Origin of the sequence: Burkholderia sp. MSMB2157WGS (genome assembly GCF_001532755.1) — a bacterium.
GTDB lineage: Bacteria > Pseudomonadota > Gammaproteobacteria > Burkholderiales > Burkholderiaceae > Burkholderia.
Genome location: NZ_LPJG01000011.1, coordinates 234,667 through 261,425 on the forward strand (window position 1 = coordinate 234,667; position 26,759 = coordinate 261,425).

The window sequence follows — 26,759 nt, forward strand, 5'->3', positions numbered from 1 at the left end:
GAGCCCGGCCGGGCCGATCGCCGGATCGTGCCCCGTGCGAAGCGGCGCCGGCTCGCGGCGGACCCGGCTCAGCGCCGGGACGCCAGCGCGTCGCGCACCCGCGCGTCGTCGAACCGGTGGCGGCACACTTCCGCGCCGTCCAGCAGCAGCACGGGCACGTCCTCGTCGTAACGCGCGACGAGCGCCGCATCGGTGTCGATGTCGATGTAGTCGACCGCAACGCCGAATTCGGCCGCCACCGGCGCCAGTGCGTCGCGCATGTCGTCGCACAGGTGGCACCAGCCGCGGCCGTAGAGCGTGAACATCGGCGCGTTACTTCTGGCGCGGCCGCACGGGCACGAACTGCGTGTTGTCGCCACGCCGCACGAGCACCGCGACCGCCTTCTGCGGATCGAGCTGCGCGGTCACGTCGGCGAACTGCTTCGCGCTCGTGATGTCGGTGTCGCCCACCCGCAGCACGATGTCGCCGCGCTGCAGGCCCGCACGGGCGGCCGGGCCGTCGACGCCGTCGATCTGCACGCCGTTCTTCAACTTCAGCGTCTTCATCTGCTCCGCCGTCAGGTCGCTGACCGTCAGGCCGAGCGAATTGGTCTGGCGCGGCTTCTGCGGCGCGTTCTTGCGCTGCTCGGCCTTCGCCGTCGACTCGGCCGGCGTCTCGGCGATCGTGATCGGCAGATCGCGCGCCTGACCCTTGCGCCACACGCTGACCGTCGCCTTCGTGCCAGGCTTCGTGTCGCCGACCATGCGCGGCAGATCCGACGCCGCATCGACCGAACGGCCGTTGAACTTCAGGATAATGTCGCCCGGCTGGATGCCGGCCTTGTCGGCGGGGCCGCCCGGTTCGACGCTGCTGACGAGCGCGCCTTCGGCCTTCGGCAGCCCGATCGAGTCGGCCACGTCCTTCGTCACCTCGCCGATCGCCACTGCGATGCGGCCGCGCGTGACCTTGCCCGTCGCCTTCAGCTGGTCGGCCACGCGCATCGCCTCGTCGATCGGAATCGCGAACGAAATGCCCATGAAACCGCCGGTGCGGCTGTAGATCTGCGAGTTGATGCCGATCACCTCGCCCTGCATGTTGATCAGCGGGCCGCCCGAGTTGCCGGGGTTCACGGCGACGTCGGTCTGGATGAACGGCAGATAGTCGCCCGTGTTGCGGCTCTTCGAGCTGACGATGCCGGCCGTGACCGTGTTGTCGAGGCCGAACGGCGAACCGATCGCGACGACCCATTCGCCGACGCGCACCTTGTTCGAATCGCCGATCGCGACGACCGGCAGGTTCGACGCCTGGATCTTGACGACCGCGACGTCCGTGCGGTCGTCGACGCCGATCAGCTTCGCCTTGAATTCGCGCTTGTCGGTCAGCGTCACGTAGATGGTGTCCGCATCGTCGACGACGTGCGCATTGGTCATCACGTAACCGTCGGCCGACACGATGAAGCCCGAGCCGACGCCGCGGTTCTGCTCGGTGTCGGGCGGATTGTCCGGCGCCGGCGCGTTCTTCGGGTTGCCGCCGTTGCCGCCGCCGTTACCGGGCGCCTGCGGCAGCGGAATGCCGAAGAAGCGCCGGAAGAATTCGGACATGTCGCCGTTGTCGAAGCCGGGCGGGAGCATCCCGCGCGGGCCGCTCGTCGGCACGTTGGCGGTGGTCCGGATGTTCACGACGGCCGGGCCGACCTTTTCGACCAGATCGGCAAAGTCGGGCAGGCTGGCAGCGGGAGCCGTCACAGCGAACGCGGTATGCGGCACGAGCGGCAGGCAGGCAGACAGCGCCGCCGCCGCGAGCCATTTGCGCAGCGTGAGTTTCATCATGTCGGAAGCCGTAGCGTTACTTGGAAGCCTTGTATTCTATGGCAGACGCGAACTGCTGCAACGTAGCCGGCGGCACTTCGCCGAGCACGGTGATCCAGTAGTCGCCGCGGCGCTTCACGAGAACGTGCGTCGCACCGGTGCTGCCCGCGCCTTCCTTGCGCGTATTCTTTTCGGCCGGCTCGATGAAAACCGAGATCGTCGCGAGGCCGTCGGTGAAGACGGCCTGATCGACCGGGATCGGCGGATCGCCCGCATCGCGCGCGGCCATCGGCCGGCGCACTTCACGAATCTTCCGGAAGCCGGCGACGCTCGGCGCAAGCTGCCAGCCCTGCGCTTCCATGTCGACCGCCGCGACCGGCGGGCGCACGACCGTCCAGCCGCTCAGATTGCGCATGCCGGCTGCAATCGCGGCCTTGTCGCCGCTTGCGCCACCCGTCTGCAGTTGCGAGAACGCGATCTGTTCGAGCACGTGATCGTTCGCGTCGAGCGTCTGCGAACGCAGCAACAGCCCGGTGCGCGCATCGGCCCACAGCTTGTACGTGAAACGATACGCATCCTTCGGCACGAGCTCGACGACCTGCGCGTCGATCCCGGCCACGCGGTCCTTGCCGAGCGACTTCGCATCGTAGACGGACATCACGTGCTCGCCGCTCGCGCCGAGCAGCGCGGGGAACGAGTCGCGCGTCTGACGGCGCTCGACCACGCACAGCTTGCGCTCGGGCACGAACGTATACAGCTCGTCGTTGTGCCGCAGCAGCTTGCGCGGCTTGCCGTCGAGCGTCTCGATCCGCTCGAACTCGCCGTCGCGGGACGAGACGTGCGCGATGCGCGACGACTGCACGTACCCGCCTCGCTGGTAGACGAACGTACCTTCGTAGCTCTGCTGCTGCGCCGCCTGCTGGACGCGGTCGAGCCAATCAGCGGCGCCCTTGCGGGTCGCGACGGGATCGTCCGGTTGCTGGGCGCTGGCGGGAAGGGATTGAACGGACAACAGGGCGGCTGCGCAAAGCAAAAGGGCCGGCAGCCGCTTCCATCCGGAGATGGCGTGATTCAACTGCAATGTCCGCATCGGGGTTATTGGCCTGGCGTGGTGGTCACGGCAGCGCGGATCAGCGGCATCGAACCCGTGACGACGGGCTGCTGCGCGAATTGCTGGTGCGCTTCAAGGTATTGGTCGAGGCTGGCGTCGCGAATGATGTTGACGTCCTGCAGGCCCGGCTGGGCCGATGCCTGCGCAACCGTCACGCGCTGCAGGTTGCCGGTCTGCGGCGCGCCTACCGATGCGACCTGGACGGCGCCCGGGGCGCCGGCCGTCTGCATCTGCGGGACGACGATCCACGTCAGCGTGGCGGCCGCGGCGGCCACCGCGAACGCGGGCACGACGCGGCGGCGCAGCGACAGCAGCTTGCGCGCGACCGGCGCGGCCGCCGGCGCCAGCAGGTGCGGCTCGCTTTCGAGCGCAGCCGACATGCGCGCGGTGAACGCGACGCTCAGCGCGGGCGACAGCGCGAGCTCGTCCGAGCGCAGCGCATCGCCGATCAAGTGGTACTGGGCCCATACGGCGCGATCCGCGCGGTCGAGTTCAGCCAGAAACTGCCCGTGATCCGGGCCGTCGAACATTTCGCCGTCGACCAGCGCGGAAATGCGCTCGCCGCGCGAGCACGCTTGCGATTGCGTATTGACCGACCCCATGATGCTCCCCATCTTGCACACCCCGTCGTGACTTCACGACTCTATCCGTAACTAGACCCCGACCCGCGTCGTTCCGCCCGTCGCGCTTACCAGCGCTTGCCTTCGGGCGTATCGAGCAGCGGACGCAATTTGGCAGCGATTGCTTCGCGTGCGCGGAAGATCCGCGACCGGACCGTCCCGATCGGACAGCCCATCATTTCCGCGATCTCTTCGTAGCTCAGGCCCTCGATCTCGCGCAGCGTGATTGCCTGGCGCAGTTCTTCGGGCAGCAGAGCCATTGCAGCGTTGACCGTCTCGGCAATCTGCTTGCTCATCAACATCGACTCAGGCGTGTTGATATCCCTTAGTTGGTCTGCATCGGAGAAAGTTTCCGCTTCCTCCGCATCGGCCTCGGTCGAGGTCGGCGCCCGGCGGCCTTGCGTCGCAAGGTAGTTCTTCGCCGTATTGACGGCAATCCGGTACAACCACGTATAGAACGCCGATTCGCCGCGGAATTGCGGCAGCGCACGATACGCCTTGATGAACGCGTCCTGGGCCACATCCTCGACCTCGGCGGGATCCCGCACGAGGCGCGAGATCAGCCGAATGATCTTGCGGTGGTATTTGGAGACCAGGAGTTCGAACGCCGCCTTGTCGCCCTTCTGTACGCGCTCGACCAGAGCCTGATCGATTTCTTTTTCACTCACCTGACAAATCCGTTAACTAGGGATGCAACGCGGAGCGCTATTGTAGCGTTCCGGCGCCGGACGCTGGTTACGGCCGGTAACCGTGCTGCCGTCATGTCCGCCCCGCCGCCCCGGCCGTCCTCGCCAGCACCGACAGCGCGCTGAACGATGCGGCATCGAGCGCGTCGGCCGGAATCAGCAGCGGCCGGGCCCGCCGCGCGCCCTGCCCGACCGACAGCACCAGCAGCAGGCTGCTCCAGTGCGCGTGGCCGGTCACGCGGCCGCGGGCCAGCAACTGCCCGGTGCGGCCAAACGCCGCAATCTCCCCGAAGGCATCGATCCGCAGCTCGGCCGGGAGCCGGCGGGCGCAGGCCCGCGCCGCCCATACGGCCAGCAGTGCCGCCGTCGCCGCCGACACGCCCGCGCCGGCGGCAGCGCCCGCGCGCGGCGCCCAGAACAGGTACGCCGACGCGGCAGCCGACGCGACGAACGCGGCCAGCACGAGATACGACACGGCCGAGGCCCGCAACGCGAAGCGCTGCGGACGCCCGGCCGGAGCATCGAATGGACTCGTCAAGCGATTCGACTCAGACGCGCTTGAACACCAGCGTGCCGTTGGTCCCGCCGAAGCCGAAGTTGTTCTTCACGGCCACGTCGATCTTCATGTCACGCGCGGTGTTCGCGCAGTAATCGAGATCGCACTCGGGGTCCTGGTTGAAGATGTTGATGGTCGGCGGCGACACGTTGTTGTGCAGCGCCAGCACCGTGAACACCGATTCGAGGCCGCCCGCGCCACCCAGCAAGTGACCCGTCATCGACTTCGTCGAGTTGACCACCATCTTGTACGCGTGCTCGCCGAAGGCCGCCTTCACCGCGTCGGACTCGTTCTTGTCGCCCAGCGGCGTCGACGTGCCATGCGCATTCAGGTACTGGACCTCGTCGGCGTTCACGCCGGCGTCGCGCAGCGCCGCGACCATGCAGCGGCGCGGGCCGTCCATGTTCGGCGCGGTCATGTGGTACGCGTCACCCGTCATGCCGAAGCCCGAGACTTCCGCGTAGATCTTCGCGCCGCGCGCCTTCGCCGCCTCGTACTCCTCGAGCACCATCACGCCGGAACCCTCGCCCAGCACGAAGCCGTCGCGGTCCTTGTCCCACGGCCGCGACGCGGTAGCGGGATCGTCGTTGCGGGTGGACAGCGCGCGCGCCGCCGCGAAACCGCCGATGCCGAGCGGCGACACCGTCGATTCGGCGCCGCCCGCAACCATCACGTCCGCGTCGCCGGCCTGGATCAGGCGCGCGGCGAGGCCGATGCTGTGCAGGCCGGTCGTGCAGGCCGTCACGGCCGCGAGGTTCGGGCCCTTCAGGCCGAACATGATGCTCAGGTGACCGGAGATCATGTTGATGATCGACCCCGGCACGAAGAACGGCGAAATGCGGCGCGCGCCGCGATCGACGTAGGTCTGGTGCGTATCTTCGATCATCGGCAGGCCGCCGATGCCGGAACCGACCAGCACGCCGATGCGTTCCGCGTTGGCTTCGGTCACTTCCAGCCCGCTGTCGCGGATAGCCTGGACGCCGGCGGCGATGCCGTAATGGATGAACGTATCCATGTTCCGGGCTTCCTTCGCCGGGATGTACTCCTCGGCGCTGAAACCCTTCACTTCGCCCGCGAAATGGCAGGCGAGGTTCGACGCATCGAACTTCGTGACGGTGGCAATACCGGACTTGCCGGCGACGAGATTGGCCCAGCCGTCGGCAACATTATTGCCAACAGGCGAAATCAGCCCCAGGCCTGTAACGACAACACGACGGCGGCTCACGGTAACCTCTTTTCCATTATTGGATGACAAAAACAAAAGCCACAGTGGCCACAGGAATCAGCCCTGCGAGCCCTGTGGCTGTTAGTCCGTCCGGCGCGAAGCCGGCAGGATGGCGCGTCAATCGCGAAGATCGCGGCGACGTGGCGGACAAGCGCGAAAGGCGCTTACGCCTTGACGTTTGCGCGAGCGTAGTCGATCGCTTGCTGAACGGTCGTGATCTTCTCTGCTTCTTCGTCCGGGATTTCCATGCCGAACTCGTCTTCGAGCGCCATCACCAGTTCGACCGTGTCGAGCGAGTCGGCGCCCAGGTCGTTCACGAACGAAGCTTCGTTCTTGATCTCGGCTTCGGCGACGCCCAGTTGTTCAGCGACGATCTTCTTGACACGTTGTTCGATGTTGTCCATTACCCCTCCGAGGGAAAGTTCAGATTTACAAGTGCGCGCATTTTATCAGGTTTGCTGACGCCAAAACGCGCGTTGGCTTGATGGTCGATCAAGCGCCGATCCGCCTGAAAAACGGGATACGGCGCGGATGGTAAACGAAAACCGTTACGACATGTACATGCCGCCGTTCACGTGCAGCGTCGTGCCGGTGATGTAACCGGCCTGCGGCGAGGCGAGGAACGCGACGGCATGGGCGATGTCTTCCGGGCTGCCGAGGCGGCCGAGCGGAATCTGGGTCTTGAGCGCGGCCTGCTGTTCTTCCGGCAGCGTCTTCGTCATGTCGGTGTCGATGAAGCCCGGCGCCACGCAGTTCACGGTGATGCCGCGGCTGCCGATTTCGCGCGCGAGCGCACGCGTCATGCCCGCGACGCCGGCCTTCGCGGCCGCATAGTTGACCTGACCCGGATTGCCGGCCGAGCCGACCACCGACGTGATGTTGATGATACGGCCGCCGCGCGCCTTCATCATCGGGCGCAGCACCGCACGCGACAGACGGAACACCGACTTCAGGTTGGTGTCGATCACCGCGTCCCAGTCCTCGTCCTTCATCCGCATCGCGAGCTGGTCCTGCGTGATGCCCGCGTTGTTGACGAGCACGTTCAGCGCGCCGAATTCCTTCACGGTCGCATCGATCAGCGCTTCGGCAGCCGCCGCGTCGTTGACGTTCAGCACCGCGCCGCGGCCCGCGACACCGGCTTCCGCGAACGCCGCGGTGATCGCGGCGGCGCCCGATTCGCTCGTCGCCGTGCCGATCACCGTCGCGCCCAGACGCGCGAGTTCGAGCGCGATCGAACGGCCGATGCCGCGCGACGCGCCGGTCACGATCGCAACCTGTTTATCGAGAGTCTTGTCCATGAATCGAATATCCGTTGCTTGGGAAAAGGCGCCGCGTCAGGCGGTCACCAGCTTGAGCGCTTCGTCGAGCGAAGCCGGATCGAACACCGACGCCCCCGTCAGGTTGCCGTCGATGCGCTTCGTCAGGCCGGCGAGCACCTTGCCCGGACCGCATTCGATCACGTGCGTGACGCCCGTGCCCGCGATGTGCCGCACGCATTCGACCCAGCGCACCGGGCCCGCGGCCTGGCGCACCAGCGCATCCTTGATCGCGGCCGGATCGCCGACCACGGCGACGTCGATGTTGTTGACGACCGGAATTTGCGGCGCCTTCACGTCGACGTTCGCGAGATAGTCGCGCAACTGATCCGACGCCGGCTTGAGCAGCGACGAATGGAACGGCGCCGACACCGGCAGCGGCAGCGCGCGCTTCGCGCCCTTCGCCTTCGCGATTTCGCATGCCTTTTCGACCGCGGCCTTGCTGCCTGCGATCACGACCTGCGCGGGCGCATTGAAGTTCACCGCTTCGACGACGCCCGCTTCCGCGGCTTCGGCGCACACCGCACGCACCGTGTCGTCGTCGAGGCCCAGGATCGCGGCCATGCCGCCCTGGCCGACCGGCACGGCCGTCTGCATCGCCTGCGCGCGAAAACGCACGAGCGGCACCGCGTCCTTGAACGCGAGGGCGCCGGCCGCGACGAGCGCCGTGTATTCGCCGAGGCTGTGGCCGGCGACGATCGACGGCGCCGGGCCGCCCGCCTGCTGCCACGCGCGGTAGCACGCGTACGCTGCGGTCAGCATCACGGGCTGCGTGTTGGTGGTCAGGTTCAGCTCTTCGGCCGGACCTTCGGCGATCAGCTTGCCGAGATCCTGATCGAGCGCATCGGACGCTTCCTGGAGCGTCTCGCGCACGACGGCCAGATCGGCGAATGCGTTGAGCATGCCGATCGCCTGAGAGCCCTGCCCCGGAAAAACGAATGCAAATTTCATATCGTCCCCAATTGAATCGATTCGGACGGCGCACGCGAACGGCGCGCCGACGGGATCCGCGCGCGGCTTCGCGCGCCGCGGATCAGAAGCGGAAGACCGACGCGCCCCAGGTGAAGCCGCCGCCGACGCCTTCGATCAGCACGTGCTGACCGCGCTGGATGCGGCCGTCGCGCACCGCGGCGTCGAGCGCCAGCGGGATCGACGCGGCCGACGTGTTGCCGTGCTGGTCGACCGTCACGACCATGCGTTCCTGCGGCAGGCCGAGCTTGCGGCAGGTGCTGGTCATGATGCGGATGTTGGCCTGGTGCGGAATCAGCCAGTCGATTTGCTCGGGCGCGAGATTCGCCTTCGCGAGCGCTTCGATCGCGACTTTTTCCAGCACGTTGACCGCGAGCTTGAACACGGCCTGCCCGTCCATGTGCAGGAACGCGCTGCCGTCGATCACGCCGCGATTGACGTTGCCCGGCGTGCACAGGATGTTCGAGTAGCTACCGTCCGCGTGCAGCGCGCTGCCCAGCACGCCCGGCTCTTCCGATGCGGACAGGATCACCGCGCCCGCGCCGTCGCCGAACAGCACGCAGGTCGTGCGGTCCTTGAAGTCGAGAATGCGCGAGAACGTCTCCGCGCCGACCACGAGCGCCGTACGGTGCTGTCCGCTGCGGATGAAGCTGTCGGCCGTCGCCATCGCGTACGCGAAGCCCGAGCACACGGCCTGCACGTCGAATGCCGCGCCGCCGTTCTTGATGCCGAGCTTGTTCTGCAGCAGGCACGCGGTGCTCGGGAACACGAAATCGGGGGTCGAAGTCGCGACGATGATCAGGTCGATCGACTGCGGATCGACACCGGCCGCTTCGATCGCACGACGCGACGCTTCGAGCGCGAGATCGCTCGTCGTGACGTCGGGTGCGGCGAAATGGCGCGCGTGGATGCCCGTACGCGCCACGATCCATTCATCGCTCGTCTCGATGCCTTCCTTCGCAAGACGATCGGTCAACTGCTGGTTCGTGACGCGGTCGGGCGGCAGGAAGCTGCCCGTGCCGAGCACGCGGGAATAGAGAGTCGATTGGGCCATTTATGCTTTAGAGGATTGCGCAGCGGAAGGTTCGGCGTGATGGCCTGCGGCAGGGCTTGCATGGCCCGCGCCGCCCGCGTCGTGCTCGCCGTCGCCGAGCGACGCCGAATTATCCGCCATCGCGCGCGCGAGGCGCTCCAGCACCCCGTTTTTGACGGCATCATACCCGCGTTTGATCGCCCACTCAAACGCGTAGGCGTCGGCCGAGCCGTGGCTCTTGATCACGAGGCTCTTCAGCCCCAGCAGCGCCGCGCCGTTGTACTGGCGGTGGTCGACGCGCTTCTTGAAACGCATCAGCACGGGCAGCGCGAGCAGCGCCATCAGCTTCGACATCAGCGAACGGCCGAACTCCTCGCGGATGATGTCCGACAGCATCTGCGCGAGCCCTTCGGACGTCTTCAGCGCGACGTTGCCGACGAAGCCGTCGCAGACGATCACGTCGACGGTGCCCTTGTAGATGTCGTTGCCTTCCACGTTGCCGCGGAAATTGAGCGTGCTGGCGCGCAGCAGCTCGCCTGCGCGCTTGATCGTCTCGTTGCCCTTGATGACCTCTTCGCCGATGTTCAGCAGGCCGATCGTCGGGCGCTCCTTGCCTTCGAGCGCGGCCACCAGCGCGTGCCCCATCTCCGCGAACTGCAGCAGATGCTGCGGTTCGCAGTCGACGTTCGCGCCGAGGTCCAGCATCATCGTGTAGCCGGTCGGGTTCGGCAGCGCGAACGCGATCGCGGGCCGCTCGATGCCGGGCAGCGTCTTGAGTACGTAACGGGAAACGGCCATCAACGCGCCGGTATTGCCGGCGGAAATGCAGGCCTGCGCCGCGCCTTCCTTGACGTGGTTGAGCGCGACGCGCATCGAAGAATCCTTCTTCTTGCGCAGCGCCACTTCGACAGGGTCGTCCATCGCCACGACTTCGGTGGCGGGCACGATGGTCAACGCGGGATCGTCGAGGGCTTTCAGCTTCTTCAGCTGAGCGCGAATCGCGCTTTCGATGCCGACGAGCATCAGGTGCGCATCGGGATGCGCGCGGACGAACTTGACTGCCGCGGGAACGGTCACGGACGGGCCGTGGTCGCCTCCCATGCAATCGATTGTGAGCTTTACGGTCATGGAATGCGACGAATTTCAGGCACAAAAAAGCGGCAGTTGAATGCCGCCTTTTTGTCGAGCCAGGAAAGTGTCAAGCGAACCAGTTGTCACGCGAACGGCGAGCGTAGCGCGCAACGCGTGACTTGACGCTTAGTCGTTCTTCGTCTTGACGACTTTCTTGCCGCGATAGTAGCCGTTCGGGCTGACGTGGTGACGCAGGTGCACTTCACCCGTGCTCGGCTCGACTGCCAGCGGCGCTGCCGTCAGGAAATCGTGCGAACGATGCATGCCGCGCTTCGACGGCGACTTCTTGTTTTGCTGGACTGCCATGACTAACTCCTAAATAATTTTCCGGATTCTAACACAGCCCGATCCGGCGCTTAACTACCCTGGCCCAAAGCCCTACGCCTTCCCGCGCCACAACTGCTCAGTGTTTCTTGGTGCCGTCACCGTCCTTCTTCAACGCTTGCAGCGCTGCGAACGGATTCGGCCGTTTGCCTTCGTCCCCGGCTTCGTCGGACTCCTCGTCCGACTCTTCCGCGGGACCGCTCGCGCCCGACACGAGGCTTTCGTGAACTGCCGGGCAAACCTCGTGCTTGGGCACGAGCGGCAACGAAAGCAGCAATTCCTCTTCGATCAAGTCGACGAGATCGAACTGGCGCGAGCCCACGATCACATCGGCTTCATCGTCGTCGAGCGGAAATTCCTCGGCTTCTTCTTCGGTCGCGACGATCCGGTACGTCATGTCGACGTCGAACGCCTGGTCGTACGGCGTCATGCAGCGCTGGCACGTGAGCCATGCATGGCCGTGCACCGCGAGGCGCAGATACGGCTGCTGCCCGTCGGCGCCGTCGTCCTGCAACTCTTTCTGCGTGAACCCTTCCGCCTGCCACGTGAAGACCGTGTCGCGATCCGGCGCGTCCGTCGGCACTTCGTTTAACATGCGCGGCAGTTGCGAGAGGCGCACTGCCCCGGCCGCCTGCCGCCCGCTGCGGGCGAACTCGAACAGGTCGACCGCATGCGGATCGAGGGCCGCCGCAGGTTTGCCAGAAGAAGTGTTCATGTGCGCTCCTGCCTACAGGCTGACTTGCGGGATCCGGCTTGGCACCGCTCGCGTACGGCTCATCGAGGGATTGCCGTACTTTACTTCCGAAGACCCGGCAGGCGCCACCACAGCGAAAGCCTGCCGACGAAAAGCGGGAAAGCATACCTGTTTTACCTTTTGCGGTCAATCACTTAAGCTTGCGTCCGCGCAACGCCGCGCCACACCTGACGACCCACCGATCCAACCGACCATGCCGGATACCGTTTGCCGCCCGCCGCGGCTGATTCTTGCCTCCAGTTCCCGCTACCGCCGCGCGCTCCTCGAGCGCCTCGGCGTACCGTTCGACGTCGTGTCGCCCGACCTCGACGAAACCCCGCTCGCCGGCGAAACGCCGGCCGCGACCGCGCTGCGTCTCGCCGGCGCGAAGGCGCGCGCCGTGGCCGCGACGATCGACGCGCCGGACGGCGTGCTCGTGATCGGGTCGGACCAGGTCGCGACCTTCGACGGGCACCAGATCGGCAAGCCCGGCACGCATGAGCGCGCGCTCGCGCAACTCGTGTCGATGCAGGGCCGCGAAGTCGAATTCCACAGCGCGCTCTGCCTGTACGACAGCCGTACGGACGACGCGCAGATCGAGGACATCGTCACGCACGTGCGCTTCCGTTCGCTGCCCGAAGCCGAACTCGACGCCTACCTGCGCGCGGAAACGCCGTACGACGTGGCCGGCAGCGCGAAGTCCGAAGGGCTCGGCATCGCACTGCTCGACGCGATCGACTCGGACGACCCGACCGCGCTCGTCGGCCTGCCGCTGATCGCCCTCACGCGGATGCTGCGCGCCGCCGACTACCCGCTGTTTGCCATCACCCGAGGAGACCGCGCATGACCGCCGGCACGCTTTATCTCGTCCCCAACACGCTCGGCGAAGGCGACGAATCGATGCTCGCCGCCGTGCTGCCCGCGGCCGTGCAGGCGCGCGCCGGCACGCTCGGCTATTACATCGGCGAAAACGCGAAAACGACCCGCGCGTTCCTGAAGAAGATCGGCACGACGCGCCCGATCCAGGAAATCGAGATCAGCGAGCTGAACGTGAATACGCCGGCCGGCGCCGTCGACCGGCTGCTCGCGCCCGTGCTGGCCGGCGCGGACGCCGGACTCGTGTCGGAGGCCGGCTGCCCTGCCGTCGCCGACCCCGGCGCGCTGCTGGTGCGCCGCGCGCACGAGCGCGGCGTGAAGGTCGTGCCGCTCGTCGGGCCGAGTTCGATCCTGCTCGCGCTGATGGCGTCGGGCCTGAACGGCCAGAGTTTCGCGTTCAACGGCTACCTGCCGGTCGATGCGGCCGCGCGCGCGAAGCGCCTGCGCGAACTCGAGCAACTGTCGCGCAAGGCGCGCCAGACGCAGATCTTCATCGAAACGCCGTACCGCAATCACGCGATGCTCGACACGCTGGTCGCGACCTGCGCGCCGTCGACGCAGATCTGCGTGGCGACCGATCTGACCCTTGCGACCGAGACGATCGCGAGCCGCACGGTGGCGGATTGGAAAAAGGCGCCCGCGCCGAATCTGCACAAGCGCCCCGCGATCTTCCTGCTGCTAGCGAATTGATGCCACGACCGGCGCTCGCCGGTCGGCAACCGATGAAAGTGAAAGACGGGCCGTCGCGGCCCGCCGATTGCCGCCGTCGGCCGCCGGCCGTCAGCGCAGGTTGACCGACGCGCCGCCGGCCGTCAGCGCCTTCATCGCGGCGCCCCCGACGGCCGCGCCGAACTTGCGCGCGACACGATTCGTCAGGCTTTCCTTCACCGTATAGTCGACCAGATCCGGCGCCTTCAGCACGTCGCGCGCGACCGTGTCGGTCGTGCCGTAGCCGTCGGCGAGCCCGAGCTCGACGCTCTTCTCGCCGGTCCAGAACAGGCCCGAGAACATGTCGGGCGTCTCGTGCAGCCGCTTGCCGCGGCCGTCCTTCACGGCCTTGATGAACTGCGCATGCACCTGATCGAGCAGCGCCTGCGCGTGCGCATCCATCTTCGGCGTTTCCGGCGAGAACGGGTCGTAGAAGCCCTTGTTTTCGCCCGACGTATGCAGGCGCCGTTCGACGCCGAGCTTGCCCATCAGCCCGGTGAAGCCGAACCCGTCCATCAGCACGCCGATCGACCCGACGATGCTCGCCTTGTCGACGAAGATCTTGTCGGCCGCGGACGCGATGTAATAGCCGCCCGACGCGCACATGTCGGTCACGACGACGTACAGCGGCTTGTTGGGATACTTGCCGCGCAACCGCCGGATCTCGTCGTAGACCATGCCGGCCTGCACCGGGCTGCCGCCCGGGCTGTTGATCCGCAGCACGACGCCGACCGTGCCGTCGTCGTCGAACGCGGCGTCGAGCGCCGTGTTGATGTCGTCGGCGTTCGCGTTGACGCCGGCCGCGATTTCGCCGTCGATCGTCACGAGCGCCGTATGCCGCCCGCTCGACGAAAACTTCGAATCGCTCGAGAAATCGATCAGCGCGAACGCCAGCAGCACGAACACGCCGAGAAACGCGAAGCGGAAGAAGATCTTCCAGCGCCGTGCCGCGCGCTGCTCCTTGACGGCCGCGAGCGCGATCCGCTCGAGCGCCGCGCGCTCCCAGCCCGGGTCACGGTCGTCGGGACGGGAGGAGGAATCCGGGAAATTCGGTTGGTCGGCCATGCAATGGTGTCGTCAGTCGGTCGTGGCGGGAGTGGCGGGATGCAGATCGGCATCGGGCACCCAGAATACCGCACGCCCGTCGGGCGTGTCGCGCTCGTCGACCTCGACCGGCCGCAGGCGGCCGCCGCGGCACGGGCCGCCGACGCACTTGCCGGTATCCGGCGCGTAGATCGCGCCATGCGTCGCGCACATCAGATAGAGGCCCGACGACTCGAAGAACTGCCCTTCGGCCCAGTCGAGCTCCATCGGCACATGCGCGCAGCGGTTCAGGTAGCCGTAGGCGCGGCCGTCGTAGCGCACGAAGAACACGACGGCCTGCTCGCCGCGCAGCGTCGCGTCGACGCGCACGCCGGCGCCGCCGTCGATCAGCGCGTCCGATGCGCACACGCGCACGGCGTCCGGCGCCGCGCTCATGCGTGCTCCCGCAGCCATGCGGCCAGCGCGCCGACGTCCGGCGCGACGAAGCGCGGCGCGAGCGCCGCCAGCGCGTCGGCCGTGTGCGCGCCGTACGACACCCCGACGCCTGCCGCGCCGGCGCTGGCGGCCATTTGCAGGTCGTGCGTGGTGTCGCCGATCATCACGGTGCGCGACAGGTCCTGCCCCAATTCCCGCGACAACTCGTGCAGCATCGCCGGATGCGGTTTCGAGAAGGTCTCGTCCGCGCAGCGCGTCGCGTCGAACCAGCTCGTCAGCTTCGACTGGTCGAGCACGCGATTCAGCCCGACCCGCCCCTTGCCGGTCGCGACGGCGAGCAGGTAGCCCGTGTCGCGCAGTTCGGCGAGCAGCTCGCGCACGCCGGCGAACAGCTCGATGCGCTGGTCGTCGAGCAGATAGTGGTAGCGGTAGCGCTCGGCGAGCCGCGCGTAGTCGGACGGATCGAGGGTCGGCGCCGCGATTCGCAGCGCATCGCGCAGGCCAAGGCCGATCACGTAGCGGGAAGCCTCGTCGGACGGCGTGGGCAAGCCGAGATCGCGGCACGCGGCCTGGATGCTGTGCGCGATGTGCGCGGTCGAATCCATCAGCGTGCCGTCCCAGTCGAAGACGATCAGGTCAAATTGCTGTCGGGCCATGCGGTTCAGGCGGTATCGCGCAATGCGCTGAGTTGGTCGAGAAAGCGCCGGCATTCGGCCGGCAGCGGCGCATCGAACTGCAGCGCCTCGCCGGTCAGCGGATGAGCCAGCCGCAGCCGGTGCGCATGCAGGAACATCCGTTTCAGCGACGGCTGCGCGTTCGCGCGCGCCAGCGCCTTGTTCAGTGCGAAATCGCCATACTTGGCGTCGCCGGCGATCGGCAGACCGAGATGCGCGAGGTGCACCCGGATCTGATGGGTCCGACCCGTTTTGAGTTCCGCTTCGACGAGCACATAGTCGGACCAGCGGTCGACGAGGTTGAACACCGTATGCGACGGCAGCCCGTCGTCCTGCACGCGCACGCGGCGCTCCCCTTCCGGGGTCGAATACTTGAACAGCGGCGCCTTCACCGCGCGGCGCCGGCCCCAGTCGGGCTGCCATTCGCCGTGCGCGCACGCGAAGTAGCGCTTGTCCATCCGGTTCTCGCGAATCTGCTCGTGCAGGCCCACGAGCGCCGTGCGCTTCTTCGCGAGCATCAGGATCCCGGACGTCTCGCGGTCGAGCCGGTGCACCAGTTCGAGGAATTTCGCACGCGGGCGCGCCTGGCGCATCTGCTCGATCACGCCGAACGCGACGCCGCTGCCGCCGTGGACCGCGACCCCGGCCGGCTTGTCGATGACGAGCATCGCGTCGTCCTCGTACAGCACGTCGAAATTCGCGGGCGGCACGACGGGCGTGTCGGCGCGCGCGAGGTCGGCCGCGGCCACGCGCACCGGCGGCACGCGGACGAGGTCGCCGAGCGCCAGGCGGTACTGCGCATCGATCCGGCCCTTGTTGACGCGCACTTCGCCGCTGCGGAGGATCCGGTAAATATGGCTTTTCGGCACGCCTTTACAGACGCGCAACAGGAAATTGTCGATCCGCTGACCGGCCGAGTTTTCGTCGATCTCGATCGTCGATACCTGGCCGCTTGCGACCGAATTCTGGGATATTTTGCCTAACTCATTCATACTGAATATAATTTTGCCCAGCCTGACGTTGTGGGTGGCCTGATCGGCCGGCCCCGGCTGAATTGGGCAAGGCGCAAGCGCAAACTGCTATTTTACTTGCGCCGGGGGTCCGCTGCTCGCCCCTAATCAAAGAGAAGCAGCAAGTTGCACGCACGGCGCCGCCCGTCGGCAAGGATCGCGCCCACAGGCGGATTCGGTCGGCAAGGCGCCGCGGTAACGGAAAGTTGGTTGAAAAGAATTTGATCGGCAGCCCGGCGGCGCGAAGTACGTCCGCAGGCTGCCGGTTGCGAAAATTACGGCGTTGCGCCCGATTTGGCCCCGCGAAGCGTGCGGGGCTTGGCGACGTCAAACCAGGGAAGTACACCCCAAGCGGGAAAGTCGGGCTGGATTCGATACTCCCCGCTGCGGCCCAAGCCGCAGCATCTGCCGCCCGTCGGCGCGCGCGACGCATTGTGCGCGCCCGTGGCAATGCCCGGACAGGCTTAGCGCGCTTTTGCAGCGTGCGGTGTGTGAACGCCGTGCTTTGAAGCCGTATTCGCAGGTGCCCTATGGCCGCCGGCCCCGTCTTTCGGGCCCAAGCGCCTCTTCAGGCAATTCTCCCCGCCAGCGTTCCCGCTCCAGCGTGCTCGTGACAACACAACAAGGTGCGGCCTGCCGTCGTTCCCGCCCTCGCGCCTGACAACCGCGAGGCGTCGGCAGCGGAGCCGCCTGGAGCCGTTCATGAAACGCATGCTGTTCAATGCGACGCAGCAGGAGGAGCTGCGCGTCGCCATCGTCGATGGGCAAAAGCTCATCGACATCGACATCGAAACCGCCGGGCGCGAACAGCGCAAAGGCAATATCTACAAAGGTGTCATCACCCGTATCGAGCCGTCGCTCGAAGCGTGCTTCGTCAACTACGGCGAAGACCGCCACGGCTTCCTGCCGTTCAAGGAAGTCGCCCGCCAGTACTTCAAGGACGGCATCGACATGCGCTCCGCGCGCATTCAGGATGCGCTGCGCGAAGGCCAGGAGCTGATCGTCCAGGTCGAGAAGGAAGAGCGCGGCAACAAGGGCGCGGCCCTCACCACCTTCATCTCGCTCGCCGGCCGTTACCTCGTGCTGATGCCGAACAACCCGCGCGGCGGCGGCGTGTCGCGCCGGATCGAAGGCGACGAGCGCCAGGAACTGCGCGAAACGATGGCGCAACTGCAGATTCCGGACGGGATGAGCATGATCGCCCGTACCGCGGGCATCGGCCGCAGCGCCGAGGAACTGCAGTGGGACCTGAACTACCTGCTGCAACTGTGGCGCGCGATCGAGGCCGCGTCGCAAAGCGGCAACGCCGGCCAGCCGATGCTGATCTATCTGGAATCGAGCCTCGTGATCCGCGCGATCCGCGACTATTTCCAGCCGGATATCGGCGAAATCCTGATCGATACGAACGAAATCCACGATCAGGCCCGCGCATTCATGGACATCGTGATGCCGGACAACGTCGCGAAAGTGAAGCGCTACCACGACGACGTGCCGCTGTTCTCCCGCTTCCAGATCGAGCACCAAATCGAAACCGCGTACTCGCGCACGGTCCCGCTGCCGTCCGGCGGCGCGATCGTGATCGACCACACCGAAGCGCTCGTCGCGATCGACGTGAACTCGGCGCGCGCGACCAAGGGCGCGGACATCGAGGAAACGGCCACCCGCACGAACCTCGAAGCGGCCGACGAAGTCGCCCGCCAGCTGCGCCTGCGCGACCTCGGCGGCCTGATCGTGATCGATTTCATCGACATGGAATCGGCGAAGAGCCAGCGTGAAGTCGAGCAACGCCTGAAGGACGCGCTCAAGCACGACCGCGCGCGCGTCCAGATGGGCAAGATCTCCCGCTTCGGCCTGATGGAGCTGTCGCGCCAGCGCCTGCGTCCGGCGCTGTCGGAAGGCAGTCACGTGACGTGCCCGCGCTGCAACGGCACCGGCCACATCCGCGACACCGAATCGTCCGCGCTGCAGGTCCTGCGGATCATTCAGGAAGAAGCGATGAAGGAGAACACCGCGGCGATCCACTGCCAGGTGCCGGTCGAGGTGACCGCCTTCCTGCTGAACGAAAAGCGTCAGGAAATCAACAAAATCGAGTCGCGCTTCAAGGTCGGCATCGTGCTGATCCCGAACAAGCACCTCGATACGCCGCACTACAAGCTCGAGCGCCTGCGTCACGACGACGCGCGCCTCGACGATCCGCGCGCGTCCTGGAAGATGGCCGAGGAAGCGGCCCGCGAGCTCGAGTCGGAAACGGGCTACAGCAAGCGTGCGGCCGAAGTGAAGCCGAAGCAGGAAGCCGCGGTGAAGGGCATCACGCCCGAGCGTCCGGCGCCGAGCCCGGCCCCGCAGCGTCCGGTCGAGCCCGTTGCGGCTCCGGCGGCGCCCGTCGCCGCGGCAAGCGGTGGCTTCATCGGCTGGCTGAAGGGGCTGTTCGGCGTGTCGCCGGCACCGGCACCCGCACCGGTCGCACCGGCACCGGCGAAGGAGCAGGCAGCCCGTCCGGCGCGCGAGCGCACCGAAAAGACCGAGCAGCGCGGCGGCGATCGCAACCGCAACCGTCGCGGCGGCGCCCAGCAGGCGCAGGGCGGCCGCGACCAGGCAGCAGCAGGCCGTGGCCAGCCGCAACGCCAGGAACGCGAAGGCAAGGAAGTGCGCGAACCGCGTGAAGGCCGTGAGCCGCGCGAGGGTCGTGAACTGCGCGAAGGCCGGGAAAACCGCGAAGGTCGCGAAAACCGCGAGGGTCGCGAGGGCCGTGGTCCGCGCGAAGGTCGCGAGCCGCGCGAAGGCCGTGAGCCGCGCGAAGGCCGTGAGCCGCGCGAACCGCGCGAAAACCGCGAACCACGCGAGCGTGTCGAACAGCCGGAAGGCGTCGAAGCAGCCGGCCGCGGCGAGCGCCAGGAACGCGGCGAGCGTCGCGAGCGCGGCGAACGCCGCAAGCCGACCCAGCATGCGGCCACGCTCGAAACCGTCACCCGCGGCGAAAACCATCCGGAACCGGAAACCGACAAGGCCGTTGCAGAAGCCCTGCCCGGCGCGGAACCGGCAGCCGATGCGGAAGCCGGCGCACGTGACGGCGAAGAACGCCGCCGTCGCCGTCGCGGCCGCCGCGGCGGTCGTCGCGAGCGCGAGGAAGATGGCGCAGTCGACCAGGCCGAGCAAGGCGCCGAAGGCGAAGTCGCCGCGCAAGCCGTGACACCGAATGCACCGGTCGCAGCCGAGCCGGCCCACACGGCCGCACCGGCAGTCGTCGCGGCCGTGGCAGGTGCGGTCGCAGTGGAAGCCGTCGCCGAGCAGCATGCCGCTCCGGCCGCCGTCGAACCGCAGCCGGCACCGGCAGCCGAAGCGGCACCGGCCGAGCCCGTCGTCGCCGTCCAGGCAGCCGAACCGGCACCGGTCGCACCGGCGGCGGCGGAAGCAGGCCCGGCGCCGGTCGCGGTGTCGCCGACCGATGCGTTCGAAGTGCCGGCAGCCGCTCCGGCCGCTGTCGAGGCGCCGCAAGCCGCACCCGTCGAGCCCGCCGCACCGGCCGTCGCGATCGAAGCCGCTCCGGTGGCGGTCGAGGCACCGGTCGAGGCAGCACCGGCAGAGGCCGTCGCTGCACCGGCACCCGCCCCGACACCGGCTCCCGCCCCCGCCCAACCGGCAGCCGCGCCCGCTTCGACGAGCCTGGATGCCGTGCTGGAGCAGGCCGGTCTCGTCTGGGTGAACACGGACGCCGACAAGTTCGCGGCCGCGCAGGAAGCCGCGTCGCGACTCCCGCGCCCGGCCCGCGTGCCGCGCGAGCGCAAGGTGCTGCCGCCGGTCGATACGGCCCCGATGCAGCAGGTCGAAACGACGACGCACCACTGAACGGCGCATCGCACGACCAGGAAAAGCCCGCCTCCGGCGGGCTTTTTCATGCCCGCGCTGCGGGTTTCCGCCCCCGGACCCGCCGGCCGGTTGCGGCTAAAATAGCAGTCTGGTCCGTACTTCTTCCAACATGTCCCGACGCATCATTCCCCTCGCCGACGTCAGCGGGATGCCGGACGTCTCCGGCGTCGCGCATGCCCCCGACGGCACGCTGGCCGACACGTTCACCAGGCCGCTGCGCGACCTGCGCATTTCGGTGACGGATCGCTGCAATTTCCGCTGCGTGTACTGCATGCCGCGCGCCGTCTTCGACAAGGACTACCCGTTCCTGCCGCACAGCGCGCTGCTCACGCACGAGGAAATCGAGCGCGTGGCGCGGCTCTTCGTCGCACACGGCGTCGAGAAGATCCGCATCACGGGCGGCGAGCCGCTGCTGCGCAAGAACCTCGAATTCCTGATCGAGCGGCTCGCGCGTCTGACGACGCACGCCGGCCGCCCGCTCGACCTGACGCTGACGACCAACGGCTCGCTGCTCGCGCGCAAGGCGCGCGCGCTGAAGGACGCCGGGCTCACGCGCGTCACGGTCAGCCTCGATGCGCTCGACGATGCGCTGTTCAAGCGCATGAACGATGCCGAGTTCGCGAGCGCCGACGTGCTCGACGGCATCTTCGCCGCGCAGGCCGCGGGCCTCGCGCCGGTCAAGGTCAACATGGTCGTGAAGCGCGGCACCAACGACGGCGAGATCCTGCCGATGGCCGAGCGCTTCCGCGGCACCGGCGTGATCCTGCGTTTCATCGAATACATGGACGTCGGCACGTCGAACGGCTGGAACATGACCGAGGTGCTGCCGTCGGCGGACGTCGTCGCGCGTATCGCCGAACACTTTCCGCTCGTGCCGCTCGAGCCGCACACGGCGGCCGAAACCGCGCAGCGCTGGGGCTATGCGGACGGCAGCGGCGAGATCGGCGTGATCTCCAGCGTTACGCAGGCCTTCTGCGGCGACTGCACGCGCGCGCGACTGTCGACCGAAGGCAAGTTGTACCTGTGCCTGTTCGCGTCGGCGGGCCACGACCTGCGTGCGCTCGTGCGCGGCGGCGCAAGCGATGCCGAGATCGCGACCGCGATCGCCCGCATCTGGCAGGCGCGCACCGACCGCTATTCGCAGCTGCGCGGCAGCGCATCGTCCGACGCCGCGCCCGAGGGCGCCGGCAAGCGCGTCGAAATGTCGTATATCGGCGGCTGACGCCCGCCGCTCTTTCCGCCCGTGCACGATGTCCGCTCCCGCGTCCGCCCCGTCGATCGCCGGCCTGCTGCTCGCAGGCGGGCGGGCCACCCGCATGGACGGCGTCGACAAGGGCCTGCAATTGCTCGACGGTACGCCGCTCGCGCTGCACGTGCTGCGCCGGCTGTCGCCGCAGGTCGACGAGACGCTGATCAGCGCGAATCGCCATGCCGATCGCTATGCCGAACTCGGTGCGCCGTTCGACGCGCGCATCGTCGCCGACGAAACGCCCGACTTCCCCGGGCCGCTCGCGGGCCTGCTTGCCGGCATGCGCGCGGCGCGCGCGCCGCTGCTCGCGTGCTCGCCATGCGATACGCCCTATCTGCCCGTCGACCTCGTCGCACGGCTGCATGCGACGCTCGACGCGCAGCAGGCCGACATCGCGATGGCGATTACCGTCGACGCGCGGCAGATGCGCTCGCCGCAACCGACGTTCGCGCTGCTGCGCACGTCGCTGGCCGACGACCTGGCCGCCCGGCTCGCGGCCGGCGACCGCAAGGTGCGTGCGTGGTACGCACGCCACAAGACGGTCGAAGTCGAGTTTCGCGACGAGCGTGCGTTTTACAATGCCAACTCCTGGCAGGAACTCGCCGCGCTGGCCCGCCGCTGACGGCCCGTGCCGTTCCCGCCCGGCGCCCGCCACACGCGAAACCCGCGCCCCGGCACCCTCCTCGCGCCACCGGCCACGAACCCGATACGCCTCGCGGCGCAGTCCGACTGATGATCACGCAATCCTCGCCCGCTTCCCGAACCGCACCCGGCCCCGATGCCCCGCTGTCGCTCGCCGACGCGCAGGCGCTCGCGTGCCGCTTCGCGGCGCCGGTCGACGCGTACGACACGGTGACGCTGCGCGACGCGCTCGACCGCGTGCTCGCGGCCGACGTGAGCGCGCCGTTCGACATTCCCGCGTACGACAACTCGGCAATGGACGGCTATGCGTTCGACAGCAGCAGCGCAGCATTCGCGTCGGCGCAGAGCGAGGTCGCGATGACGGTCGCCGGCACCGCGTTCGCCGGCCATCCGTTCGACGGCGCCGTGGCGGCCCATGCATGCGTGCGCATCATGACCGGCGCGCCGATGCCGGCCGGATGCGACACGGTGATTCCGCAGGAACGCGTACGCGTCGATGGCGACACGATCCGCTTCGCCGCGCACGACGTTGCGCGCGGCGCGAACTGCCGCAAGGCCGGCGAGGATCTCGCGCGCGGCGCCTGCGCGCTCGCCGCGGGCCGTATCCTGCGGCCATCGGATCTGGGCCTGCTCGCGTCGTTCGGGGTCACCGACGTCACGGTGCGCCGGCGCGTGCGCGTCGCCGTGTTCTCGACCGGCGACGAGCTGCGCGAGCCCGGCGAACCGCTCGGCCGCGGCGCGCTGTACGACAGCAATCGCGGGATGCTGATCGCGATGCTCGCACGGCTGCACGTGGACACGATCGATCTCGGGATCGTCCGGGACGACCCGGCCGCGCTCGAAGCCGCATTGCGCGACGCCCTCGCCGCGCAGGCCGATGCGGTCATCACGTCGGGCGGCGTGTCGGTCGGCGAAGCCGACTTCACGCGCGACGTGATGGCGCGGCTCGGCGACGTGACGTTCGCGAGTCTCGCGCTGCGGCCCGGCCGGCCGCTCGCGTGCGGCACGCTCGCACGCGCGGGCGACAGCGCCGGCCACGCGCTGTTCTTCGGGCTGCCCGGCAATCCGGTCGCCTCCGCCGTGACGTTTTACGCGATCGTGCGCCCCGCACTGCTGACGCTGGCCGGTGCGCAGACGCCGCCGCCGGCGATGTACACGGCGCTCAGTACGCAGCCCTTGAAAACGCGTCCCGGCCGCACCGAATACCTGCGCGGCATCGCGACGCGCGCCGCCGACGGCCAATGGCACGTCGCGCCGACCGGATCGCAAAGCGCCGCGTCGCTGAGCGGTCTCGCGGCCGCCAACTGTTTCATCGTCCTGGGCCACGATACCGCGGCAATCGACGCGGGCGCCCCGGTCGACATCCTGCCGCTCGACGGCCTGATCTGAATTCCAATCGGTATATCACTACGGGGGCAATCCGCACATGAAGAAACAAATCTCGTCGATCGCCGCGGGGCAGACCGCAAAGGCGCTGATCCTCGTCTACCTGACGTTCAGCGTGCCGATCGTGCTGCTCGGCATTCTCGTCGCGTATATCCGTTACGGGATGGTCGAGTTGAGCACGATCCTGAGCGCGCTGCTGCTGAACGCGATCCTCGGTTTCGTGCTGCTGTGGATCGCATGCCATGCGTACAACTGGGTCGCGTCGCGCTTCGGCGGCATCGAGATCGTGCTGTCCGATCCGCCGGAGGAAGCGTGAGCGGCACGCCGCTGATCCGCGCGGCCGACCCGCGCGACGTCGGCGCGATCCTCGCGCTGATGCGCGAGCTGGCCGAGTTCGAGAAGCTCACGCATCTGTTCGTCGCGACCGAAGCCGATCTCGCCGATGCGCTGTTCGGCGAGCACCCTGCCGCCGAGGCACGGGTGGCCGAGCAGGACGGCGCGATCGTCGCGTATGCGCTGTTCTTCCACAACTATTCGACGTTCCTCGGCCGCCGCGGGCTGTATCTCGAGGATCTGTACGTGCAGCCGTCGCAGCGCGGCACGGGCCTGGGCACCGCGATGCTGCGTCATCTCGCGGCACTCGCCGTCGAGCGTCGTTGCGCGCGCTTCGAATGGTCGGTCCTCGACTGGAACCAACCGGCGATCGATTTCTACGAGAAGATGGGCGCGACCGTGCTGCCGGAGTGGCGCATCGTGCGCGTGACGGGCGACGCGCTGGACACGCTCGCCGCGCACTGAGCGCGAGCCGGCCGCGCCGGCGACCGCTGCCAACGAAAACGGGCGCCGCGGCGCCCGTTTTGTTCGTCCGGCAGTTGCCGCCAACGCGCGTCACGCGTCGTCCGCGTCGGCGCCTTCGGCCCCTTCCGCGCCGAGCAGACCGGCCGCCGCATCGCCCGGCAGCGCCTCGACCTGCTTGAGCTTGCGGCTCATCACGCGCGTGCGCTGCTCGGCAGACTCGATCGAGCGCGTGACCGTTTCGAGCTGCGCCTTCGTGCGCGCGAGCACGTCGCCGAACTTGCCGAACTCCGTCTTGACCGCGCCGAGCACCTGCCACACCTCGCTCGAGCGCTGCTCGATCGCGAGCGTGCGGAACCCCATCTGCAGGCTGTTCAACAGCGCGGTGAGCGTGGTCGGCCCGGCGACCGTCACCCGATAGTCGCGCTGCAGCAGGTCGGTCAGCCCCGGGCGGCGCAGGATCTCCGCATACAGCCCCTCGGTCGGCAGGAACAGCAGCGCGAAATCGGTCGTGTGCGGCGGCGCGACGTACTTCTCGGCGATCGTGCGCGCTTCCATCCGCACCCGCGCCTCGAGCGCACGGGCCGCCTCCTCGACCGCCACCGCATCGGCGCGCTCCTGCGCGTCGATCAACCGCTCGTAGTCTTCGCGCGGGAATTTCGCGTCGATCGGCAGCCACACCGGCGGCGCGTCGCGCGTGCCGGCAGCGCGGCCCGGCAGCCGGATCGCGAATTCGACGCGCTCGGTACTCTTCGGCACCGTCGCGACGTTCTTCGCGTACTGGTCGGGCGTCAGCATCTGTTCCAGCAGCGCCTCGAGCTGCACTTCGCCCCAGGTGCCGCGCGTCTTCACGTTGGTCAGCACCTTTTTCAGGTCGCCGACGCCGGCCGCGAGCGTCTGCATCTCGCCGAGCCCGCGATGCACCTGTTCGAGCCGGTCCGACACGAGCTTGAACGATTCGCCGAGCCGCTGCTCGAGCGTCGCGTGCAGCTTCTCGTCGACGGTGCGGCGCATCTCCTCGAGCTTCGCCGCGTTGTTCGTCTCGATTTCCTTCAGCCGCTGTTCGAGCGTCGCACGCACTTCGCCGATCCGACGATCGTTCGCCTCCGTCAGTTGCGTGAGCTGCCGGTTCAGCGTGTCGCCGAACAGCCGCAGCGCGCCCGTCTGTTCCTCGCGCGCCTGCTGGGCCTGGCGCTGCACGCTCTCGCGCATCGCGTCGAACTGCTGCGCATTGCCGGCGACGAGCTTGCCGAGCTGCTGCGCGAACCCCTCGATCTGGCTGTTCTGCACGGTCGCCACGCTCGTCAGTTGCGCGGCGAGCGTCTGCTGCAACTGGGCGAAGCTGCCGGCCAGCTCGGTACGCGACCCGCGCGCATTGTCGACGATCTCGCCGCGCAATTCGCGTTCGAGCCGCTCGACCGCGCGCGCCTGCGCATGCGCGGCATCCTCGATCTGGTCGCCGAGCACGGCCACGTCGTCGTGGCGGCCGCCGCCGCGCACGAGCGCGACGATCGCCACGGCGAGCGCGACGGCCAGCACGACGACCGCCGCCAGCAACAACGTCATCGTCATGCGCGCGGCTTCCCGATCACGTCAGGGTTGATCGGATTCGGCGGCCGCCCCGCACGCGGCCCCTCGCCGAGCGCGGCGATCAGGTTGTCGGCAGCGAGATTCGCCATCGCGCGGCGCGTCTTTTCGGTCGCGCTCGCGATATGCGGCGTCAGCACGACGTTCGGCACTTCGAGCAGCGCCGGATGCACGCTCGGCTCGCCTTCGTACACGTCGAGGCCGGCCGCGGCGATCGTCCCGTCCCGCAGCGCGGCGGCCAGCGCCGCATCGTCGACGATCCCGCCGCGCGCGATGTTGGTCAGCGTCGCCGTGGGTTTCATCTTCGCGAGCTCGACCGCGCCGATCGTGTGATGGTTCTCCTTCGTGTACGGCAGCACGAGCACGACGTGATCGGCGCGCGCGAGCAGCGCATCCTTCGACACGTATTCGGCATCGAGCTCGGCTTCGATCTCGGGCGCGACCCGCGAGCGGTTGTGATAAATCACCTGCATCCCGAAGCCGCGCGCGCGCCGCGCGAGCGCCTGGCCGATGCGGCCCATCCCGATGACGCCGAGCGTCGAGCCGTAGATATCGGTGCCGAGGAAGCCGTCGTACGCCCACTTCCGCCAGTGACCGGCGCGCAGCCAGTGTTCGGATTCGGCGATCCGACGCGCGGCGGCCATCATCAGCGCCCAGCCGAAATCGGCGGTCGACTCGTTCAGCACGTCGGGCGTATTGGTACCGAGCACGTTCGCCGCGTTGAACGCGGCCATGTCGAAGTTGTTGTAGCCGACCGCCATGTTCGCCACGACGCGCAGGCGCGGCGCGGCCGCGAGCGTGGCCGCGCCGACCGGGTCGCCGGCCGTCAGCGCGCCGTCCTTGTCGGCCAGACGCGCGGCGAGCGCGTCGGGCGCGAGCGCGTCGCCGTCGTTCCAGTCGACTTCGAAATACTGCTTGAGCCGTTCGATCACGTCCGGAAAGATCGGACGCGCGACCAGGATCTTCTGCATCGCCATCTCCGCATGCCGCGGAC

28 protein-coding genes are annotated in these 26,759 nt (G+C 68.1%); 8 read left to right on the forward strand and 20 right to left on the reverse strand.

Features of this window, described 5'->3' with window-relative positions; all coding sequences use genetic code 11:
* Positions 1-68 precede the first annotated feature (68 nt).
* The 14 genes from WT53_RS05710 to WT53_RS05775 form a co-directional block, all read right to left on the reverse strand.
* A complete protein-coding gene (locus WT53_RS05710) occupies positions 69-305 on the reverse strand; it encodes a glutaredoxin family protein (protein ID WP_011544941.1) in 237 nt (78 codons plus the stop codon).
* A 7-nt stretch (positions 306-312) separates the two neighbouring features.
* Positions 313-1,809, reverse strand: a complete 1,497-nt coding sequence (locus tag WT53_RS05715) for a DegQ family serine endoprotease (RefSeq protein ID WP_034206778.1) — start codon at positions 1,807-1,809, stop codon at positions 313-315.
* A gap of 16 nt (positions 1,810-1,825) precedes the next feature.
* Complete coding sequence (locus tag WT53_RS05720) at positions 1,826-2,878, reverse strand: MucB/RseB C-terminal domain-containing protein (RefSeq protein ID WP_034206777.1); 1,053 nt, start codon at positions 2,876-2,878, stop codon at positions 1,826-1,828.
* Positions 2,879-2,883: 5 nt separating this feature from the next.
* Positions 2,884-3,501 carry a sigma-E factor negative regulatory protein gene (locus tag WT53_RS05725; protein WP_034206776.1) on the reverse strand — a complete coding sequence of 206 codons (618 nt, stop codon included), beginning with the start codon at positions 3,499-3,501 and terminating at the stop codon, positions 2,884-2,886.
* Positions 3,502-3,587: 86 nt separating this feature from the next.
* Positions 3,588-4,187, reverse strand: coding sequence for an RNA polymerase sigma factor RpoE (rpoE, locus tag WT53_RS05730; RefSeq protein ID WP_006490873.1), 600 nt, complete (start codon positions 4,185-4,187; stop codon positions 3,588-3,590).
* Between the two features lie 91 nt (positions 4,188-4,278).
* Positions 4,279-4,743, reverse strand: a complete 465-nt coding sequence (locus WT53_RS05735; protein ID WP_034206775.1) for a protein YgfX — start codon at positions 4,741-4,743, stop codon at positions 4,279-4,281.
* Between the two features lie 10 nt (positions 4,744-4,753).
* On the reverse strand, positions 4,754-5,986 hold the full coding sequence (gene fabF, locus WT53_RS05740; RefSeq protein ID WP_034206774.1) for a beta-ketoacyl-ACP synthase II: 1,233 nt from the start codon (positions 5,984-5,986) through the stop codon (positions 4,754-4,756).
* 164 nt (positions 5,987-6,150) lie between these two features.
* Positions 6,151-6,390: an acyl carrier protein gene (gene acpP / locus WT53_RS05745; protein ID WP_004197638.1), complete on the reverse strand. Its 240-nt coding sequence runs from the start codon at positions 6,388-6,390 to the stop codon at positions 6,151-6,153.
* A gap of 144 nt (positions 6,391-6,534) precedes the next feature.
* A complete protein-coding gene (fabG, locus tag WT53_RS05750; RefSeq protein WP_034206773.1) occupies positions 6,535-7,284 on the reverse strand; it encodes a 3-oxoacyl-ACP reductase FabG in 750 nt (249 codons plus the stop codon).
* 36 nt (positions 7,285-7,320) lie between these two features.
* Positions 7,321-8,253, reverse strand: coding sequence for an ACP S-malonyltransferase (gene fabD / locus WT53_RS05755; RefSeq protein WP_034206772.1), 933 nt, complete (start codon positions 8,251-8,253; stop codon positions 7,321-7,323).
* A gap of 82 nt (positions 8,254-8,335) precedes the next feature.
* Positions 8,336-9,325: a beta-ketoacyl-ACP synthase III gene (locus WT53_RS05760; protein ID WP_034206771.1), complete on the reverse strand. Its 990-nt coding sequence runs from the start codon at positions 9,323-9,325 to the stop codon at positions 8,336-8,338.
* Positions 9,326-10,432: a phosphate acyltransferase PlsX gene (gene plsX, locus WT53_RS05765; RefSeq protein WP_034206770.1), complete on the reverse strand. Its 1,107-nt coding sequence runs from the start codon at positions 10,430-10,432 to the stop codon at positions 9,326-9,328.
* Positions 10,433-10,561: 129 nt separating this feature from the next.
* A complete protein-coding gene (gene rpmF / locus WT53_RS05770; RefSeq protein ID WP_006051932.1) occupies positions 10,562-10,741 on the reverse strand; it encodes a 50S ribosomal protein L32 in 180 nt (59 codons plus the stop codon).
* A 97-nt stretch (positions 10,742-10,838) separates the two neighbouring features.
* Entirely contained in the window at positions 10,839-11,474 is a 636-nt protein-coding gene (locus WT53_RS05775; protein WP_034206769.1) for a DUF177 domain-containing protein, read from the reverse strand.
* A 232-nt stretch (positions 11,475-11,706) separates the two neighbouring features.
* Here WT53_RS05775 and WT53_RS05780 point away from each other — a divergent pair, with 232 nt between their 5' ends.
* The gene (locus WT53_RS05780; RefSeq protein ID WP_034206768.1) at positions 11,707-12,339 is read left to right on the forward strand and encodes a Maf-like protein; all 633 of its coding nucleotides are present in this window, start codon (positions 11,707-11,709) and stop codon (positions 12,337-12,339) included.
* Complete coding sequence (locus WT53_RS05785; RefSeq protein WP_034206767.1) at positions 12,336-13,058, forward strand: SAM-dependent methyltransferase; 723 nt, start codon at positions 12,336-12,338, stop codon at positions 13,056-13,058. The genes WT53_RS05780 and WT53_RS05785 overlap by 4 nt, the downstream gene beginning before the upstream one ends.
* A gap of 90 nt (positions 13,059-13,148) precedes the next feature.
* Here WT53_RS05785 and WT53_RS05790 read toward each other — a convergent pair whose 3' ends face one another.
* Genes WT53_RS05790 through WT53_RS05805 form a run of 4 tightly spaced genes read right to left on the reverse strand, consistent with a single transcriptional unit; the run spans position 13,149 to position 16,221 of the window.
* A complete protein-coding gene (locus WT53_RS05790) occupies positions 13,149-14,141 on the reverse strand; it encodes a S49 family peptidase (RefSeq protein WP_059779750.1) in 993 nt (330 codons plus the stop codon).
* Positions 14,142-14,153: 12 nt separating this feature from the next.
* Positions 14,154-14,555: a Rieske 2Fe-2S domain-containing protein gene (locus WT53_RS05795; protein WP_034206765.1), complete on the reverse strand. Its 402-nt coding sequence runs from the start codon at positions 14,553-14,555 to the stop codon at positions 14,154-14,156.
* Positions 14,552-15,211 (reverse strand): HAD-IA family hydrolase, encoded by a 660-nt coding sequence (locus tag WT53_RS05800; RefSeq protein ID WP_034206764.1) that lies wholly within the window; start codon positions 15,209-15,211, stop codon positions 14,552-14,554. Before WT53_RS05800 ends, WT53_RS05795 begins: the two co-directional genes overlap by 4 nt.
* Positions 15,212-15,216: 5 nt before the next feature.
* On the reverse strand, positions 15,217-16,221 hold the full coding sequence (locus WT53_RS05805) for an RluA family pseudouridine synthase (protein WP_034206763.1): 1,005 nt from the start codon (positions 16,219-16,221) through the stop codon (positions 15,217-15,219).
* A 720-nt stretch (positions 16,222-16,941) separates the two neighbouring features.
* Between WT53_RS05805 and WT53_RS05810 the strand changes: the two genes are divergently transcribed.
* The 6 genes from WT53_RS05810 (at position 16,942) to WT53_RS05835 (ending at position 24,181) form a co-directional block, all read left to right on the forward strand.
* Positions 16,942-20,085, forward strand: a complete 3,144-nt coding sequence (locus WT53_RS05810; protein ID WP_034206762.1) for an Rne/Rng family ribonuclease — start codon at positions 16,942-16,944, stop codon at positions 20,083-20,085.
* A gap of 130 nt (positions 20,086-20,215) precedes the next feature.
* The gene (moaA, locus tag WT53_RS05815; RefSeq protein WP_034206761.1) at positions 20,216-21,328 is read left to right on the forward strand and encodes a GTP 3',8-cyclase MoaA; all 1,113 of its coding nucleotides are present in this window, start codon (positions 20,216-20,218) and stop codon (positions 21,326-21,328) included.
* Positions 21,329-21,356: 28 nt separating this feature from the next.
* Positions 21,357-21,977, forward strand: a complete 621-nt coding sequence (mobA, locus tag WT53_RS05820) for a molybdenum cofactor guanylyltransferase MobA (protein WP_034206760.1) — start codon at positions 21,357-21,359, stop codon at positions 21,975-21,977.
* A gap of 110 nt (positions 21,978-22,087) precedes the next feature.
* Positions 22,088-23,386, forward strand: a complete 1,299-nt coding sequence (glp, locus tag WT53_RS05825; protein ID WP_034206759.1) for a gephyrin-like molybdotransferase Glp — start codon at positions 22,088-22,090, stop codon at positions 23,384-23,386.
* Between the two features lie 37 nt (positions 23,387-23,423).
* A complete protein-coding gene (locus WT53_RS05830; protein ID WP_006476519.1) occupies positions 23,424-23,699 on the forward strand; it encodes a hypothetical protein in 276 nt (91 codons plus the stop codon).
* Positions 23,696-24,181, forward strand: coding sequence for a GNAT family N-acetyltransferase (locus WT53_RS05835; RefSeq protein WP_034206758.1), 486 nt, complete (start codon positions 23,696-23,698; stop codon positions 24,179-24,181). Before WT53_RS05830 ends, WT53_RS05835 begins: the two co-directional genes overlap by 4 nt.
* Before the next feature lie 90 nt (positions 24,182-24,271).
* Here the strand turns inward: WT53_RS05835 and rmuC are convergent, their stop codons facing one another.
* Together rmuC and WT53_RS05845 are read right to left on the reverse strand one after the other, a co-directional pair.
* Complete coding sequence (gene rmuC / locus WT53_RS05840) at positions 24,272-25,750, reverse strand: DNA recombination protein RmuC (RefSeq protein ID WP_034206757.1); 1,479 nt, start codon at positions 25,748-25,750, stop codon at positions 24,272-24,274.
* Positions 25,747-26,736 carry a D-glycerate dehydrogenase gene (locus WT53_RS05845; RefSeq protein ID WP_034207858.1) on the reverse strand — a complete coding sequence of 330 codons (990 nt, stop codon included), beginning with the start codon at positions 26,734-26,736 and terminating at the stop codon, positions 25,747-25,749. The genes rmuC and WT53_RS05845 overlap by 4 nt, the downstream gene beginning before the upstream one ends.
* Between the last annotated feature and the right edge of the window lie 23 nt (positions 26,737-26,759).